This is a genomic window from Corynebacterium sp. MSK074, from assembly GCF_030229735.1.
Lineage (GTDB): Bacteria > Actinomycetota > Actinomycetes > Mycobacteriales > Mycobacteriaceae > Corynebacterium.
Map to the genome: position 1 here is coordinate 35,093 of NZ_JASPIX010000012.1, position 14,992 is coordinate 50,084.

At 61.8% G+C, this 14,992-nt stretch carries 14 protein-coding genes and 1 tRNA gene; 9 read left to right on the plus strand and 6 right to left on the minus strand.

Annotated elements, in window-relative coordinates; all coding sequences use genetic code 11:
- Positions 1–2: 2 nt before the first annotated feature.
- The 4 genes from QP965_RS09615 to copR form a co-directional block, all read right to left on the minus strand.
- The gene (locus QP965_RS09615) at positions 3–2,237 is read right to left on the minus strand and encodes a copper-translocating P-type ATPase (RefSeq protein WP_284844777.1); all 2,235 of its coding nucleotides are present in this window, start codon (positions 2,235–2,237) and stop codon (positions 3–5) included.
- 51 nt (positions 2,238–2,288) lie between these two features.
- Positions 2,289–2,615 (minus strand): heavy-metal-associated domain-containing protein, encoded by a 327-nt coding sequence (locus QP965_RS09620; protein WP_005328297.1) that lies wholly within the window; start codon positions 2,613–2,615, stop codon positions 2,289–2,291.
- A 140-nt stretch (positions 2,616–2,755) separates the two neighbouring features.
- Positions 2,756–3,883 (minus strand): two-component system sensor histidine kinase CopS, encoded by a 1,128-nt coding sequence (gene copS, locus QP965_RS09625; protein ID WP_284844776.1) that lies wholly within the window; start codon positions 3,881–3,883, stop codon positions 2,756–2,758.
- Positions 3,880–4,602, minus strand: coding sequence for a two-component system response regulator CopR (copR, locus tag QP965_RS09630; RefSeq protein ID WP_284844775.1), 723 nt, complete (start codon positions 4,600–4,602; stop codon positions 3,880–3,882). The genes copS and copR overlap by 4 nt, the downstream gene beginning before the upstream one ends.
- A 404-nt stretch (positions 4,603–5,006) precedes the next feature.
- Here copR and QP965_RS09635 point away from each other — a divergent pair, with 404 nt between their 5' ends.
- Positions 5,007–5,582 carry a CueP family metal-binding protein gene (locus QP965_RS09635; protein WP_250409461.1) on the plus strand — a complete coding sequence of 192 codons (576 nt, stop codon included), beginning with the start codon at positions 5,007–5,009 and terminating at the stop codon, positions 5,580–5,582.
- Positions 5,583–5,653: 71 nt separating this feature from the next.
- Complete coding sequence (locus QP965_RS09640; protein ID WP_284844774.1) at positions 5,654–7,135, plus strand: multicopper oxidase domain-containing protein; 1,482 nt, start codon at positions 5,654–5,656, stop codon at positions 7,133–7,135.
- 87 nt (positions 7,136–7,222) lie between these two features.
- Here the strand turns inward: QP965_RS09640 and QP965_RS09645 are convergent, their stop codons facing one another.
- On the minus strand, positions 7,223–7,420 hold the full coding sequence (locus QP965_RS09645; RefSeq protein ID WP_284844773.1) for an exonuclease domain-containing protein: 198 nt from the start codon (positions 7,418–7,420) through the stop codon (positions 7,223–7,225).
- A 135-nt stretch (positions 7,421–7,555) separates the two neighbouring features.
- Between QP965_RS09645 and QP965_RS09650 the strand changes: the two genes are divergently transcribed.
- Positions 7,556–7,717, plus strand: coding sequence for a hypothetical protein (locus QP965_RS09650; RefSeq protein WP_284844772.1), 162 nt, complete (start codon positions 7,556–7,558; stop codon positions 7,715–7,717).
- A gap of 75 nt (positions 7,718–7,792) precedes the next feature.
- Here the strand turns inward: QP965_RS09650 and QP965_RS09655 are convergent.
- Positions 7,793–7,880 (minus strand) — tRNA-Leu (locus QP965_RS09655).
- A gap of 209 nt (positions 7,881–8,089) precedes the next feature.
- On the opposite strand from QP965_RS09655, the gene QP965_RS09660 reads away from it, so the two are divergent.
- From QP965_RS09660 to QP965_RS09685, 6 genes are read left to right on the plus strand one after another with little or no spacing between them, the layout of a single operon-like run.
- Complete coding sequence (locus QP965_RS09660; RefSeq protein WP_150851627.1) at positions 8,090–8,923, plus strand: FHA domain-containing protein; 834 nt, start codon at positions 8,090–8,092, stop codon at positions 8,921–8,923.
- 25 nt (positions 8,924–8,948) lie between these two features.
- On the plus strand, positions 8,949–9,401 hold the full coding sequence (locus QP965_RS09665) for an FHA domain-containing protein FhaB/FipA (protein ID WP_005329668.1): 453 nt from the start codon (positions 8,949–8,951) through the stop codon (positions 9,399–9,401).
- Positions 9,398–10,762 (plus strand): PP2C family protein-serine/threonine phosphatase, encoded by a 1,365-nt coding sequence (locus QP965_RS09670; protein WP_284844771.1) that lies wholly within the window; start codon positions 9,398–9,400, stop codon positions 10,760–10,762. The genes QP965_RS09665 and QP965_RS09670 overlap by 4 nt, the downstream gene beginning before the upstream one ends.
- 3 nt (positions 10,763–10,765) lie before the next feature.
- Complete coding sequence (locus tag QP965_RS09675; RefSeq protein ID WP_284844770.1) at positions 10,766–12,118, plus strand: FtsW/RodA/SpoVE family cell cycle protein; 1,353 nt, start codon at positions 10,766–10,768, stop codon at positions 12,116–12,118.
- A complete protein-coding gene (locus QP965_RS09680; RefSeq protein WP_284769316.1) occupies positions 12,115–13,545 on the plus strand; it encodes a penicillin-binding transpeptidase domain-containing protein in 1,431 nt (476 codons plus the stop codon). The genes QP965_RS09675 and QP965_RS09680 overlap by 4 nt, the downstream gene beginning before the upstream one ends.
- Positions 13,545–14,990: a serine/threonine-protein kinase gene (locus QP965_RS09685; protein ID WP_284844769.1), complete on the plus strand. Its 1,446-nt coding sequence runs from the start codon at positions 13,545–13,547 to the stop codon at positions 14,988–14,990. Before QP965_RS09680 ends, QP965_RS09685 begins: the two co-directional genes overlap by 1 nt.
- The last annotated feature ends 2 nt before the right edge of the window (positions 14,991–14,992 follow it).

Consider the following 14,992-nt stretch of genomic DNA (forward strand, 5'->3'; position numbering starts at 1 on the left):
GATCAGTGGACGGCGGTGGATGCCGGAGTAGGCATGGCGTGTTCCTCTTTCGACTCGGTCGGAGCCAGGTGAGCCGGATCCAGATCAATGCGGCGCAGCAGCTGGGCGTTCAGGGCCACCACGATGGTCGAGGCAGACATCAAGATCGCGCCCACGGCCGGGGACAGCACGAACCCGATCGAGGCGAGCACTCCGGCGGCCAACGGCACGGCGAGGATGTTGTAGCCAGAGGCCCAGATCAGGTTCTGGATCATCTTGCGGTAGCTGGCCTGGGACAGCTCAATCATCGACAGCACTGCCCGTGGGTCATCACTGGCTAGGACCACCCCGGCAGATTCCATGGCCACATCCGTGCCGGCACCGATGGCGATACCGACGTCCGCGCGGGTCAGAGCGGGGGCGTCATTGACACCGTCACCGACCATGGCCACGCTCAAACCCCGGTCCTGCAGCTGCGTGACCTTGGTGTCTTTGTCCTGGGGCAGGACCTCGGCGAAGACCTCATCAATGCCTAAGTCCTGACCGACGGCGTGGGCCACCTGCTGGGCGTCGCCGGTGATCATCGCGACCTTCACCCCGCGGTCCTGCAGGGCTTTCACGGCGGCGCGGGATTCGGGGCGGATCTTGTCCTCGACGGCCACCGCACCGATGATCTGACCGTCGCGGACAATATGGAGCACACCGGCCCCACGCCCGGTCCAGGCGCTGGTGGTGTCGGTGAGCTCGGCCGGGGAGGTGAGGTTGAACTCGCGCAGCATGTTCGGCCCGCCCACGAGGATCTCAGCGCCATCGACAGTGGCCCGGACCCCTCGGCCGGAGGCGGCGCTGAAACCAGTTGCCCGGATTTGCCGACGGGAGGCCTCGGGATGGGCGGCCGCGGCCGCCACGATGGCGCGGGCCACGGGGTGCTCACTGTCGGCCTCCGCGGCGGCGGCCAGGGCCAGCAGCTCTCCCTCGGTGACGCCGACAGCTGCCGCGACACCGGTGACCGCGTGCGCACCCTCGGTCAGGGTGCCGGTTTTGTCGAAGAGCACCACGTCGATGGTGCGCATCCGCTCGAGCGCCATACGGTCCTTGATGAGCACCCCGGATTTCGCGGCCCGCTCGCTGGAGATCGCAATGACCAGCGGAATCGCCAGGCCCAGGGCATGCGGGCAGGCGATGACCAGCACCGTGACCGTGCGCACCACGGCGTCGTCCGGGCTGCCGATAATGGTCCACACCACCGCGGTGATCAGAGCGGAGATCAGCGCGAACCAGAACAACAACGCCGCCGCCCGATCCGCCAGGGCCTGGGCCCGGGAGGAGGACTCCTGGGCGTCGGCAACCATGCGTTGGATCCCGGCCAAGGCGGTGTCCCCGCCGGTAGCCTCCACCCGGATGCGGACGGTGTTGTCGGTGGCCACGGTACCGGCGACCACCTTGTCACCGGTGTCGCGGAAGACGGGACGGGATTCGCCGGTGATCATCGCCTCATCGAATTCGGCGGCTCCGTCGAGGATGGTTCCGTCGGCCGGCACCCGGGCACCGGCCCTCACCAGCACGACGTCGTCGACGACCAGGTCGGAGATGGCCACGGTGCGGGTGGTTCCGTCGATGACTTTCTCGGCCTCATCCGGCAGCAGGGCAGCCAGCGCGTCAAGCGCGGAGGACGCGGCCCCGAGAGCGGACATCTCCAGCCAGTGGCCCAGCAGCATGATGGTCACCAGCAGGGCCAGCTCCCACCAGAAGTCCAGCTCAAAACCGCCCAGCCCCAGAGTGGTGACCCAGGAGGCGACAAACGCCACGGTGATGGCCATGGCGATCAGGAGCATCATCCCGGGTTGGTGGGATTTCAGTTCTCTCCATCCGCCCTTGAGGAAAGGCGTTCCGCCGTAGACGAAGATGATCGTGCCCAGCACCGGGGGGATCCAGGTGGATCCGGGGAATGCCGGGAGTTGGTAGCCGAGCAGCTGGGCGACCATGGGGCTGAAAATAACGACGGGAATGGACAGAATCAGCGACCACCAGAAGCGGTCCCGAAACATTGCAGTGCTGTGTCCGGCGTGTTCGCCGTGACCATGAACGTGGTGGTCTTCGTCCAGGGCGGAGTGCGGGTGATCGTGGGGCATCGCCTGGCCGTGGGTGTCGGCATCCGCGTGGTGTTCCTGGCCGGCATGATCCGGGTGGTGGGTGTGGTCTGTTTCCGGAGCGGGGTGATCACCATGGTGACCACCCGAATGGTGGGGAGTGCTCATGACGTTCCTTTCGCTCAACCCGGTCGGGGTCGAGATGATGGGTAAAACTGATCAGGATAAGACGGTGTAGCCGGCCTCCTCGATGGCCCGGCGAACCATCTCCGGAGGTACGACACCGGTGACCGTGACGGTGGAAACTTCACCAGCAGCGAGATCAATCTGGACGTCGTCGACCTGGGGGAGGGCCTGAAGGGCCTGGGTCACGCTTTTCGCGCAGTGCCCGCAGGTCAGGCCGGTGACCTGGTAGCTAGGGGAGGACCCTCCTGCTGACGAGTCGCTGGTGGCAGGGGTGGAGGCGGTGTCGGCACGTGAGGCAGGTCCGCAACAGCTGCAGCCGTGGGAGGCCATCGGCAAGAGGCGGGGCGGGGAGGTGATCATGGGAAAGCTCCTTCGGTTCGGTGGGGTGCGGCGATGCCGCTCTCCAGCGTATACCCCCAGGGGGTATATCTTCAGCATACCCCCTGGGGGTATATTTTCAAGGGGTGGAGGGCACGGCCCTCACGCGGGGCAGGGTGTGGTCACCGAGCAGCCTCCTCACTGTCGGGAGGGGACAGCGGGAGGCGGAGGGCAAACACCGCTCCGCCACCGGGTCCGGGGGAGGTGGCGGTGAGAGTGCCGCCGTGGGCCTCGATCAATGCCTTGGAGATGGTCAGACCGATACCGGCCCCGGCGTCGTCCCGGCTGCGGGCGGCATCCCCCCGGTAGAAGCGTTCGAAGATGTATCTGAGCTGGTCAGGTGGGATGCCCTCGCCGTCATCGGCGACGTGGATGAGTACGGTGGACGCCCCCTGTCGGTGGACGCTGATCCGGACCTGCCCGCCGGCCGGGGTGTGTCGTAGCGCGTTCGACAGGAGATTGCTCATCACCTGGCCGAAGCGTTGCCGGTCCACGAGCACCCGGGTGGTGTCCGTAATGGTCTCGACCTGTAAATCGACGCCTTTGTCAGCATAAGCTTCCCCCGCGGCAGCAGCGGCGGTATGGAGCAGATCCCCGAGCCCTTCCTCCGCCAGGTCCAAATCGATCCGGTGTTCCTGGGCCCGGGAGACATCGTCGATGTCTTCCATCAACCGGGTCAGGCGGGTGAGTTGGTCAGCCATGATCGTGTGGGTGGCATTATTCCAGTCCACGACCCCGTCCTGGAGACCATCGAGGTAGACCGTGAGCACCGATAAGGGGGTGCCCATTTCGTGGGCCAGATCAGAGAGCATCTGGCGGCGGACCTGTTCGATGTGTTCCAGCCGGTCGGCCATGGTGTTGAAGGCATGCGCCAGGGTGGCGACCTCGGGGCCTGCTTTTCCGGCGGGCACGCGGATACGGGAGTTGCCGGCCGTCAGACTGGTAGCGGCGCGGGTGAGATCCTGCAGGGGAGTGCGCAGACGACGCGATAACCACAGGCTGGCCAGCAGGGCGCTGATCAAGGCGGTGGGCAGGGCGACGGCCAGGGTGATCAGGTTGGCGCCCCGGTAGGCCTGCTCGGCATGGAACAGCTCCAGCGAGGGGTCCTCCTGGCCGGTCATCAACATATGATCATGGAACAGGGTCGGGCCCACCATCGTGGCCACGGCCGCGGCCACCAGCAGGCTAATCACCACAACCAACACCTGGGCGGCCAGGAAGCGGAAGGTCAGGCCGGGTCCGTGATTCATGGCTGCCCCACCCGGTAGCCCACGCCACGCACGGTGTCGATAAACCCCCGGCCCCGGGTGTCGGTGCCGAGCTTGCGACGCAAGTTGCCGATGTGGACATCGACGATGCGTTCATCACCGACCCAGGTGGTGTCCCAGACCTCGGTGACCAGGTCGTGGCGGGTCAGCACCTGGCCGGGGCGCAAGGCCAGGGCAACCAGCAGCTCGAACTCCGTGCGGGTGAGCTCCACGGTCGTCTCCCCCACCCGCACCTGATGGGCGACGGGGTCAAGGATGAGGTCACCAACGATCAAGGGGGTGGTCACCTGCGGTGAGGTGGTGCTGGTGCGCGGGCGGCGCAGCACCGCATGCACCCGGGTCACCAGTTCCCGGATGCTAAAAGGTTTGGTGATGTAGTCATCCGCCCCCAGGGTCAAACCGCTGATCTTGTCGTCCTCGCTGCCCCGCGCGGTGAGCATGAGGATGTAGCAGTCCGAGAAGGTGCGGATCCGTCGGCACACCTCCAAGCCGTCGAGTTCGGGCAGCCCCAGATCCAGCACCACAACATCGGGGGAAAAGCGACGGGCCTCGTCCACGGCCTGGGTGCCGGTGTGCGCCTGGCGGGTATCGAAGCCGGCCCGGATGAGGTAGGAGGCCACCATCTGAGCCAGGGGTTGTTCATCATCGACGACCAGCACCCGCCCCGGGGGCGTGGCGATGGTCGGTGTGCGGTCAGCCATAGACCCCAGTATCGCTCCGGCCAGGGGGGAATACCACCCTCGCTCAGTACCCGGCGGGGAAATCTTCATCAAATCTTCAAACATCACCCTTCGACCGCCGTCACCCCTGTGCCCCACCCCGGGCCGGCGGCATCGCCTCCCCTGGTCGGTTCCGCAGGCGCCACCAGGGATTTCACTGCCTGCACCGCATACCCGGGGCGGGTAGAAGGACATCGCCCACGGCTGTGGGGCGGTGTCCCGGTGGTGACCCAGCCCACCGAATTCACCCCCTTTTCGCCCTGTTATAAGGCTGTGAGCAGGGTTTTTGATTTCTAGTCCGTCAGGCACCCGTGCTAGATAAAGGTATGGCATCGACCTTGAGGCGGTGTCTTCTCACGGTCTTACCACGATCCAAGGAGATTGACGTGAAACGAGCAGCGATCGCAGCCGCCGCCCTTGCCCTCGCCCTCACGGGGTGTTCGGCCGCCGACCCGGAACCCACCGCCGACGGAACGGTGTCCCAGGATACATTCCTGACTACCCATGGCCTGGCCGGCATGGACGCGGTGGAGATCATTGATCACCTCGACCGGCAGAAGGTCTCTGAGCGTCCCACGGATCTGAACGCTTCAGTGCGTGCCGATGAACTGCTGCTCTCGAGCGATGACCAGGAAGTCGTGGTCGATCTTCCCGACAATCAGACGTATGTCTCGATCGCACCCTATCTCACCTCCACCCACGACTGCTTCTACCACAGCCTCACGACCTGCCAGGGGGAACTCGACAATGAGGATATCCAGGTCACGATCACCGATGAGGCGACCGGTGAGGTTCTGGTGGACGAGGCGACAACCACCTTCGACAACGGGTTTATTGGCTTCTGGCTTCCCGATGATGCCACCGGCCTGATTGAGGTGAGCTACCAGGGGCGTACCGGCACCGCGGAGTTTTCCACCGCCGACGACGGTGCCACCTGTGTCACAGACCTGCACCTGACGTGATGGCTCAGCAGGGTCCTCACCTGCGCCTGTCTCCCGTGTCACTGAAACCTAGCACCAAGGAAGGTGAAATCATGATAAACGCGTTTTCCCGACGACAGTTTCTGCTCGGCGGGCTCGTCCTCGCCGGCACCGGGGCCGTGGCCGCCTGCACCAGCGACCCTGGACCCGCTGCCTCGGCACCAGGTTCCTCCCTTCGCCCCACTCCCACCCCCACTGCGCTCGGTGAGCCGACGGTGCGCCGGACACTGACCGCCCGGCCCCTCTCTCTGGATATCGGCGGCATCGAAGCCAAGACGTGGGGATACGTCTCTGACACCGGGGATGCGGCCATTGAGGCCACCGCCGGCGACGTCCTCCAGGTCGATATCACCAATGAACTGCCTGAGAGCACCTCCATCCACTGGCATGGCATCGCACTCCACAACGCAGCCGACGGTGTGCCCGGCATGACCCAGGACCCCATTGAACCTGGCGAGTCTTTCTCCTATGTTTTTGAAGTCCCCCACGGTGGCACCTACTTCTACCATTCCCACTCCGGCCTGCAGCTTGATCGCGGCCTCCACGCCCCACTGATCATCCGTGACCCGCAAGACGCTGAGGACCAGGACGTCGAGTGGACCATCGTGCTCGACGACTGGGTCGATGGCATTCAAGGCACTCCCGACGATGAGCTCGACAAGCTCACCGGAATGGGTTCGGGCGACCATAACGGGAAGAAGGGGATGGGAGGTCACGGCCAGATGATGCACGGCACCCCGGACCGGGTACTGGGCGGGGATGCCGGCGATGTGATGTATCCGCACTACCTCATCAACGGACGTATCCCCCGTGCTCACCGGACCTTCGAGGCTCGCCCGGGCGACAAGGCCCGCCTGCGGTTTATCAACTCCGGCGGTGACACCATCTTCAAGGTGGCCCTCGGTGGTCACCGCATGACCGTCACCCACACCGACGGCTTCCCTGTCCAGCCCCGGGAGGCCGAATCGATCTACCTGTCGATGGGCGAGCGTGTCGACGTCGAGGTCATCCTCGACGACGGCATCTTCCCGCTCACGGCTTTGGCGGTGGGGAAGGACGACCGCGCCTTCGCCGTCATCCGCACCGCCGGCGGCCAGGCCCCCCACCCCGATGTCGACTTCCCCGAATTGTCGTCCACCGGACTGCTTCTATCCTCCCTGAAGCCAGCAGACCGTGCACTCCTGCCCGAGGACACACCAGACCGAGAAGTCAGCATCGACCTGGGCGGGCAGATGATGCCGTATGAATGGAGCATTCTCACCGACGGCCAATCCTCCTCCGCGACCGTGCAGGAGGGCCAGCGCCTGCGGATGGTCATGCGCAACAGGACCATGATGCCCCATCCCATGCACATCCACGGCCACACGTGGGCGCTGCCCGGCAGCGGCGGGCTACGCAAGGACACCATCCTTCTCCGCCACGGTGAAACCATGATCGCCGACCTGATCGCTGACAACCCCGGTGAGTGGGCATTTCACTGCCATAACGCCTATCACATGGAAGCCGGGATGCTCAGCTCGCTTCGCTACGAGTAACCCCCACAGCAGGGTTGAGTGCCGAGGTGGGCGGGGCGTCCCCCGAGTAGTGGACACGACGTTGGCGTCAGGGTTGAGCAATGTGTGCTAGGAGTCGACGGGATTGAAGTATGCGTCAGCGCGCACGGCAGCAAGTTCAATGATGCGGTCGTAACGCTTGTTAAAGCCGGTGGTTTCGGTATCAATGACCGCAAAGACCGGCTTGCCCGGTGTGCACGGGGCGTAGTGGTTGAGGAGGTTTTCTAAGAAGCCTATGGCCTCAAGCCAAGAGGCCCATACCGACATGCCCACCTAAACGCTATCGAACACTGCAACCAACGTGGATTTCTGTGGATAACCACACTAGCCGTGTGCGGGTTGTCCACAAGGTTAATGTGGTTGGCCTTTCGTAGCGGGCGTGGGTGTGGTTGCCTTAGTGCTATGAGCACTTCGCAGGACTATCCGAACTCCACCCCAGCCCCCGCTACTACGACCACTGGGGAGGGTCAGCGGCGGGGGCCGAGTTTGCGGGATATTTCCCAGCAGGAATTAAATACTGCTACCCAGTACATGATTGATGAGCATGGATATGCTGCGCACTAAGCAGAAGAACAGCGACTAGGAAAAATAAAAAGAACCGGAGTGGAAACTTCTGTGGTTTCCATCTCCGGATTTCGATGGTGCCCGGGGCGGGACTTGAACCCGCACGTTCTTATCGAACACTGGCACCTGAAGCCAGCGCGTCTGCCAATTCCGCCACCCGGGCAGGGTGTGGTTGTCTTAGCGACTTGATAAAGATACCACGAAGATCGCACCGAACCACAAATCTGCAGGAAAACTAGACTATTCCGGGGAGGCAGCGGCGAAAATTCTGGGAACTTTCGCGTCGCCATCTACGTTTCGAGGGAGTGAACAAACTATACTGATCGCTACTGATCGCTACTGATCGCTGCATGGTGGAAAGGAGAATGGCTCGTGGCGTTTTTGGAAAAGCTGGCGAAGCTGGACTCCGCCATGCAACGCGGCCTTGATAACGGCATGGCCCTTGTCTTTGGCGGCAAGGTCGTCCCCGCGGAAATTGATGAGCTTTTGAAGCAAGAGGCTCAAGACAATCTTGCGCGCGGCGACGATGACAATCTTTATAGTCCAAACGTGATGACTGTAGGTGTCTCCTCCAAGGATTTGGAGAACTTGTCCCAGGATCGCAACCTGCCGGCCGATTGTGCAGACCAGTTGACGCGCTTTATTCGCAATAGCGGATGGTCCCTTGCGGGCCCCGTGATCGTGCGGGTGGCGGAGGAATCTGGTTTGCGTACAGGTCAGCTTCGCGTGTCCTCGTTTATTGATCACGAGCCCACGGAAGAGACCGGTTTTGAGGCTATTTTCCACGACTTTGATGGTCAGGAGGACCAGATGACCGAGCAGCACGACAATACTGCCGATGATGCAGTAACTACCGCTTTCATTGCTCCAGATAGTCAACCCGCCCCGCAGCCGCAGGGCCCGGCAGTCAACCTGATGCTGCAGGACGGCTCGTCCCGCGTCTATCACGTACAGGAAGGCTCCAATATTATCGGCCGCAGCAATGACGCGGACCTGCGCCTGCCGGATACGGGTGTTTCCCGCCAGCACGCGGAGATCACCTGGAACGGCCAAGACGCAGTGCTGGTGGATTTGCAGTCCACCAACGGCACCACGGTGAATGAAACGCCGATTGATAATTGGCTGCTTGCCGATGGCGACGTGATCACCATGGGCCATTCCCATATCGAGGTCCGCATTACGGGCCTTGATTCGCACAGCTACTAAGTTCAGTTAAGGAAGGGAGGTCGCCATGGATGCAGTCATCATGCTGGCGCTTCGCATCGGCTTGTTGGCTCTGCTCTGGATTTTTATCCTGGTGGCCTTGAACGCCATGCGCCGCGATACTAATAAATCTGCTGGTGCTATCCGCCAGCAGTCGAAGAAGGTTGGCGCACCGCGGCGTCGGGAAGCGATTAAGCAGCTGTCCATCGTGGAGGGTCCCCTGCAGGGCTCCCATATGGAATTAGGCACGTTGGAGGACTGCACGTTGGGCCGCGCCTCTGACTGCGATTTTGTCACGGGCGACGATTATTCTTCTGGCCACCATGCCCGGCTATTCCGCCGCGGCAGCGAATGGGTTGTGGAGGATTTGGAATCTCGCAATGGCACCTTTGTCAATGGCGTGCGCATCGACCAACCCGAGGTAGTCGGCGCAGACTCCGAAATTAAGCTGGGTCGCACCACCGTGAGGTTGAACGCATGACACTGAAGCTGAACTTCTTTGCTAAGTCCGATCGCGGCCTCATTCGCGATAACAACGAGGACTCAGGCTACGCCGGTCCTCACCTTTTGATCTTGGCCGATGGCATGGGTGGCCACGCGGCAGGCGAGGTTGCCTCCGAACTGATGGTCAACCACCTGGAAATCTTGGACCAAGATCCGGGCCAGGAAGACACCAAGGCCCTGCTGGAAGCGGCCGCCGAACAGGCCAATGAGGCCATTAGTGACCATGTCAAGGCCCATCCAGAGACCGAAGGCATGGGCACCACGCTGTCCACCATGCTCTTTAACGGCACGGATTTCGGCGTCTGCCACGTGGGCGATTCCCGCGGCTACCTGCTGCGCGACGGCAAGCTCAAGCAGATCACCAAGGACGATACCTACGTGCAATCCTTGGTGGACAAGGGCGAGCTGGACCCAAGCGACGTCTCGTCGCACCCGCAAAAGTCCCTCATCCTAAAGGCCTATACGGGCCGCCCGGTTGAAGCAACGCTGTTTACTCTCGACGCCAAGCCGGGCGACCGCATCTTGCTGTGTTCCGATGGCCTTTCGGACCCCGTGACCGCGTCCACCATTGAAACCGCGCTGGGGCAAGGCAGCATCGAGCAGGCCGGATCCGCCCTAGTGGACCTGGCTATTCGCTCCGGCGGCCCGGATAATGTCACCGTCGTAATCGGTGAGGTAACCGAAGAAAAGCCCAAGGAACATGAACCGTTCCGCGTGGGCGCGCTCGCCGGCCCGACGGAAGAGCCCACCCACCCGGATTCTTCCGCTTCGCGGGCGGCACAGCTCTCCCGCAAGCCACAAGTAATTCCACCGGCTGTCATGGCCGATAGCGAGGACGAGCGCCCCGCGCCTGCCGACGACGACACGGAGGACGAATCTTCCGGTCGAAAGATCGGCTGGAAGGTCCTCATTGCCTTGCTCATCGTGCTCGCGCTGGTCATTGGGGCCGGCCTATGGGCGAAGAACTTCTTGTCCAATAACTACTACGTGGCCACCAACGAGGCGCAGGAAATCACCATCCAACAGGGTGCTGACTACTCCGTCTTTGGCAAGGAACTACACTCCACGCACCAAAACGTGTGCATCAATGACAGCAACTCGCTGCTCTTTTCCGGCCAGCCCTGCGATGGCGACTTCGCACCGCTGAAGGTCACGGACTTGCCGGAATCTGAGCGCAGCGCCGTCGACCATCTCTCCACTGGTGATCTCGGTGAAGTGCAGCAACAGATCAATGATTTGGGCGATAAGGCGCTCAAGCCATGTATCACTGCACCGAGCCAAAAAGATAAAAAGGATGCCAAGAAAAACAAGCCTGGCGTTACCTGCCGGGAGGTGTAGGTTGTGAAAAAGTTTTTTAGCCGAGGAACCGAACTCGGCCTGCTCATCCTATCCGCCATCGTCTTCGCTATCACTTTGGTCAGCCTGGAGCTATCCCAGGACAACGCGTTGACCATGGATCTGGTTTACCTTATTGGCGGATTCATTGGCGTCTTCACCGTCGCCCACTTGGTGATGTGCTTCTTAGCGCCTTATGCCGATCAGATCATGCTGCCCATCGTGGCGATCCTCAACGGCATCGGGCTCATCATGCTGGCCCGCCTGGACTTGGTCAATGAACAAGGACTCGCCGTGCGCCAGGTCATGTGGACCGTAGTCGGACTCGTGCTCTTCGTGCTTGTCTTGGCCATTTTGAAGGATCACAGGTCACTGACGCGTTACTCCTATATCTTGGGCGCCGCCGGCCTCGTCCTGCTGGCCCTGCCACTGGTGTGGCCGCAGCCTGCCGGCGTAGAGGCACGCATCTGGCTTAACCTGGGCCCCTTCTCCATCCAGCCGGGTGAGTTCTCCAAGATCCTGCTGATCTTGTTCTTTGCCATGCTGCTGACGCAGAAGCGCTCCTTGTTTACCGTCGCGGGCTACCGCGTATTCGGCATCTCCCTGCCGCGCCTTCGCGACCTCGCCCCCATCCTGATCGTGTGGGCCATCGCGATCGTCATCATGGGCATTTCCAATGACTTCGGTCCGGCACTGCTGCTATTTAGCACCGTTCTTGGCATGCTATTCATGGCCACCGGCCGCGTGAGCTGGCTGCTCATCGGCGTTGTTCTTGTCGGCGTCGGCGGTTTTGGCATCTACCAGATTTCTTCCAAGATCCAGCAGCGCTTTTCCAACTTCCTGGATCCGTTGGGCAACTACGATGGCACAGGTTTCCAGCTCTCCCAGTCGCTGTTTGGCATGTCCTCTGGTGGCATCTCAGGCAGCGGCTTGGGCCAAGGACACCCAGAGCTGGTTCCGGTGGCTCACTCGGATTTCATCCTTGCCGCTATTGGTGAGGAGTTCGGCCTCATCGGCCTCGCCGCCGTGCTGGTGCTTTTCGGTATGCTGACCACCCGCGGTTTCGGCACCGCGCTGCGCACCCGCGATACCTACGGCAAGTTGGTGGCCTCCGGTCTTTCTCTTACCTTGGCCGTGCAGGTCTTCGTGGTCACCGGCGGCATCTCTGCCCTGCTGCCAATGACCGGACTGACCACGCCATTCATGTCTGCCGGTGGTTCCTCTCTCATGGCTAACTACGTGTTGTTGGCGATTCTGCTGCGGATCTCTAACGCGGCTCGTCGCCCCATGCAGGAGACCTCGGGCAATGCTCCGAGCGATACCTCCATGTTCCCGTCGGTCCAGGAGGCTCACCGATGAATCGATCCATCCGTCTAGTGTCCCTGTTCGCCATCATTTTGACCGCCATTTTGCTGGTCAATATGACGGTAATCCAGGCTTTTTCTGAGGATAAGTACGCCCATAATCCGCGGAACATGCGCGGGTTTATGGAGATGCAGACCACCCCGCGTGGCCAGATCTTTGCGGGCAATACCGTGCTGGCGCAGTCTACGCAAAACCCGGATGAGACTTACTCGCGCTCCTACCCCATTGATTCGCCGGCCTTTGGCAACCTGACCGGTTACCTGTCGAGCCAGTTTGGCGCCTCCGAGTTGGAGTCATCGCAAAATGACATCCTCAATGGCACCGATGACTCCCTGATGAAGCAGAATTGGCTCGATGCACTGGCCGATAAACCGAAGCAGGGCGCCAACGTAGAGGTCACCATCGATCCTGCGCTCCAGCAGGCGGCTTACGATCAGCTCGTGGGTCCTGGCTACGAAGGCTCTGCGGTTGCCATTCAGCCTTCAACCGGCAAGATCCTTGCCATGGCCTCCAACCCTGGCTATAACCCCAATGATCTGATGGGCGATTCCGCCGAGGAGAATTGGGCCAACCTGCAGGAGCAAGAGGGACAGCCGCTGGTCAACCACGCCGGTGCAGAGACCTTGCCTCCTGGCTCCATTTTCAAGATCATTACCACCGCAGCAGGCCTTAACAATGGCTTTGATCCTTCCTCCACCCTGACCGGTTCCAATGTCATTACCTTGCCGGATACGGTGACGGAGCTGACTAACTACGCCAACCAAAAGTGCAATGGTCAGGATGCGGTAACCCTGCAGACCGCCTTCGCGCTGTCGTGCAATACCGCGTTTGTGGAAATGTCGGAGCAGCTCGGCGCTGATGAGCTGCGCAAGTACGCCAAGGCCTTTGGCGTGGGCGAGAATTACGACCTCGGCGTGTCTACCTCCGCCGGCACCTTGGGCGATTTGCCGGATGGGGCGGCCACGGCGCAGTCCGCCATTGGCCAGCGCGACGTCACCATGACCGCGCTGCAGGCTGCCGTCATGGCGGGCACCGTGGCCAATAAGGGCACCCGCATGCAGCCCTACCTGGTCAATCGCATTACCGACGCCCAGATGAAGGATGTCCGCACTACCAAACCGAAGAAGGCAGACCAGGCAGTTAATGAGGAAACTGCGGCGACGCTTACTGACTTGATGTACGCCTCCGAGCGTTCCTCCGCCGGATATGACGGTAATGGCTTTGCCTCGAAGACCGGCACCGCCGAGCACGGCGAGGGGCTGGCCCCGCATGTGTGGTACGTTGCCTTCGATCCGGAACGCGATATCGCCGTAGGCGTCGTGGTGAAAAATGGTGGTAACTTGGGTGAGTCCGCGACGGGCGGCAAGGTTTCCGGCCCAATTGGCCGCGCCATCCTGCGCGCATACCAAGGGGAGCAGTAATGAATAGCGCCGAGAATAAGGAACATCTCCAGGCACTGATTGGCAGCGACTACGAGCTGCAGTGGATCATCGGTCACGGCGGAATGTCCACCGTGTGGTTGGCCGATGACACCCGCAATGATCGTGAGGTGGCGCTCAAGGTTCTGCGTCCGGAATTTTCCGATAACCAGGAGTTCCTCTCGCGCTTTCGCAACGAGGCGAAATCGGCCGAATCCATTCAGTCCGAGAACGTGGTGGCCACCTATGACTACCGCGAGCTAGAGGATAACGGCCGCAAGTTCTGCTTCATGGCCTTGGAGTATGTGCGCGGCGAATCCCTCGCAGACCTTTTGGCGCGCGAAAATACGCTGCAAGAAGAGCTCGCTCTCGACGTCCTCGAGCAGGCAGCGCATGGCCTATCCATCATTCACCGCATGGAGCTGGTCCACCGCGATATTAAGCCCGGCAACCTCCTCATTACGCAAAATGGCCAGGTCAAGATCACGGACTTTGGCATTGCCAAGGCGGCCGCGGCTGTGCCGCTGACCCGCACCGGCATGGTGGTGGGTACCGCACAGTATGTATCGCCCGAGCAGGCACAGGGCAAGGACGTCACGCCGGCTTCCGACGTCTATTCGCTCGGCGTCGTCGGCTATGAAATGCTGGCAGGCAAGCGCCCCTTTACCGGAGATTCCTCCGTGTCCATCGCTTTGGCGCACATCAACCAAGAGCCAGAACCGCTTTCGACGAATATCAGCGCTCCAGCCCGCGAGCTCATTCGCATCGCATTGCGCAAGGACCCCTCTACCCGCTACGCCGATGGCAATGAGTTCACTCTGGCTATTTCCGCAGTCAGACTAGGCAAGCGCCCTCCGCAACCCAAGTCTGCACCGCTAGCACAGCGCGCGCCGGAGCCATCGCCGTCTGCCTCGACGGAGATGTTGGGCAATGTCGCCCAACCCACCACCATCCACCCAGCCGCGGGGACCGCCCCCACAAAAGAGTCCAAGGGCGGCTCCTCTTTCCTGAAGGGATTAGGTATCACCCTGCTCCTCGCAGCCTTGGCCGGTGGGGGCTATGCCGCCTACCAGCACTTTAGCGATAGCGAGGGACAAAGCGAGCCCTCCAGCACTCCGGAGACCTCGGTAGTTACGAAGTACCGCGATCCCACCACCACCCCGCAGGACACCCCGGACGAAGATACGGAAGAGGCCCCTGCACCGGTGACGGTGACAGAGACCGAGCCGCAGGAACCCGATCAGGAAGAGGCCCCACGTACGACTCACCGCGAGGCACCCACGCGCCACTCGCCTACCCACCAGGAACAGCCCCCGGCCGTGCCGACGCAACAGAATCCGCAGGATACGCACGTTGAAACTACACCTGAGCTGGATACTCCAGTAAACTCGCAGGCTAATGAGCTCCCCGGAGACTTGGCCGATCTACTTACACAGGAGGGTGACTAAGC

Bases quoted from the DNA above. Each gene is read 5' to 3' on its own strand.
- QP965_RS09615 (WP_284844777.1), bottom strand. From the start codon at position 2,237: ATGAGCACTCCCCACCATTCGGGTGGTCACCATGGTGATCACCCCGCT.
- QP965_RS09620 (WP_005328297.1), bottom strand. From the start codon at position 2,615: ATGATCACCTCCCCGCCCCGCCTCTTGCCGATGGCCTCCCACGGCTGC.
- copS (WP_284844776.1), bottom strand. From the start codon at position 3,883: ATGAATCACGGACCCGGCCTGACCTTCCGCTTCCTGGCCGCCCAGGTG.
- copR (WP_284844775.1), bottom strand. From the start codon at position 4,602: ATGGCTGACCGCACACCGACCATCGCCACGCCCCCGGGGCGGGTGCTG.
- QP965_RS09640 (WP_284844774.1), top strand. From the start codon at position 5,654: ATGATAAACGCGTTTTCCCGACGACAGTTTCTGCTCGGCGGGCTCGTC.
- QP965_RS09645 (WP_284844773.1), bottom strand. From the start codon at position 7,420: ATGTCGGTATGGGCCTCTTGGCTTGAGGCCATAGGCTTCTTAGAAAAC.
- QP965_RS09650 (WP_284844772.1), top strand. From the start codon at position 7,556: ATGAGCACTTCGCAGGACTATCCGAACTCCACCCCAGCCCCCGCTACT.
- QP965_RS09665 (WP_005329668.1), top strand. From the start codon at position 8,949: ATGGATGCAGTCATCATGCTGGCGCTTCGCATCGGCTTGTTGGCTCTG.
- QP965_RS09670 (WP_284844771.1), top strand. From the start codon at position 9,398: ATGACACTGAAGCTGAACTTCTTTGCTAAGTCCGATCGCGGCCTCATT.
- QP965_RS09680 (WP_284769316.1), top strand. From the start codon at position 12,115: ATGAATCGATCCATCCGTCTAGTGTCCCTGTTCGCCATCATTTTGACC.
- QP965_RS09685 (WP_284844769.1), top strand. From the start codon at position 13,545: ATGAATAGCGCCGAGAATAAGGAACATCTCCAGGCACTGATTGGCAGC.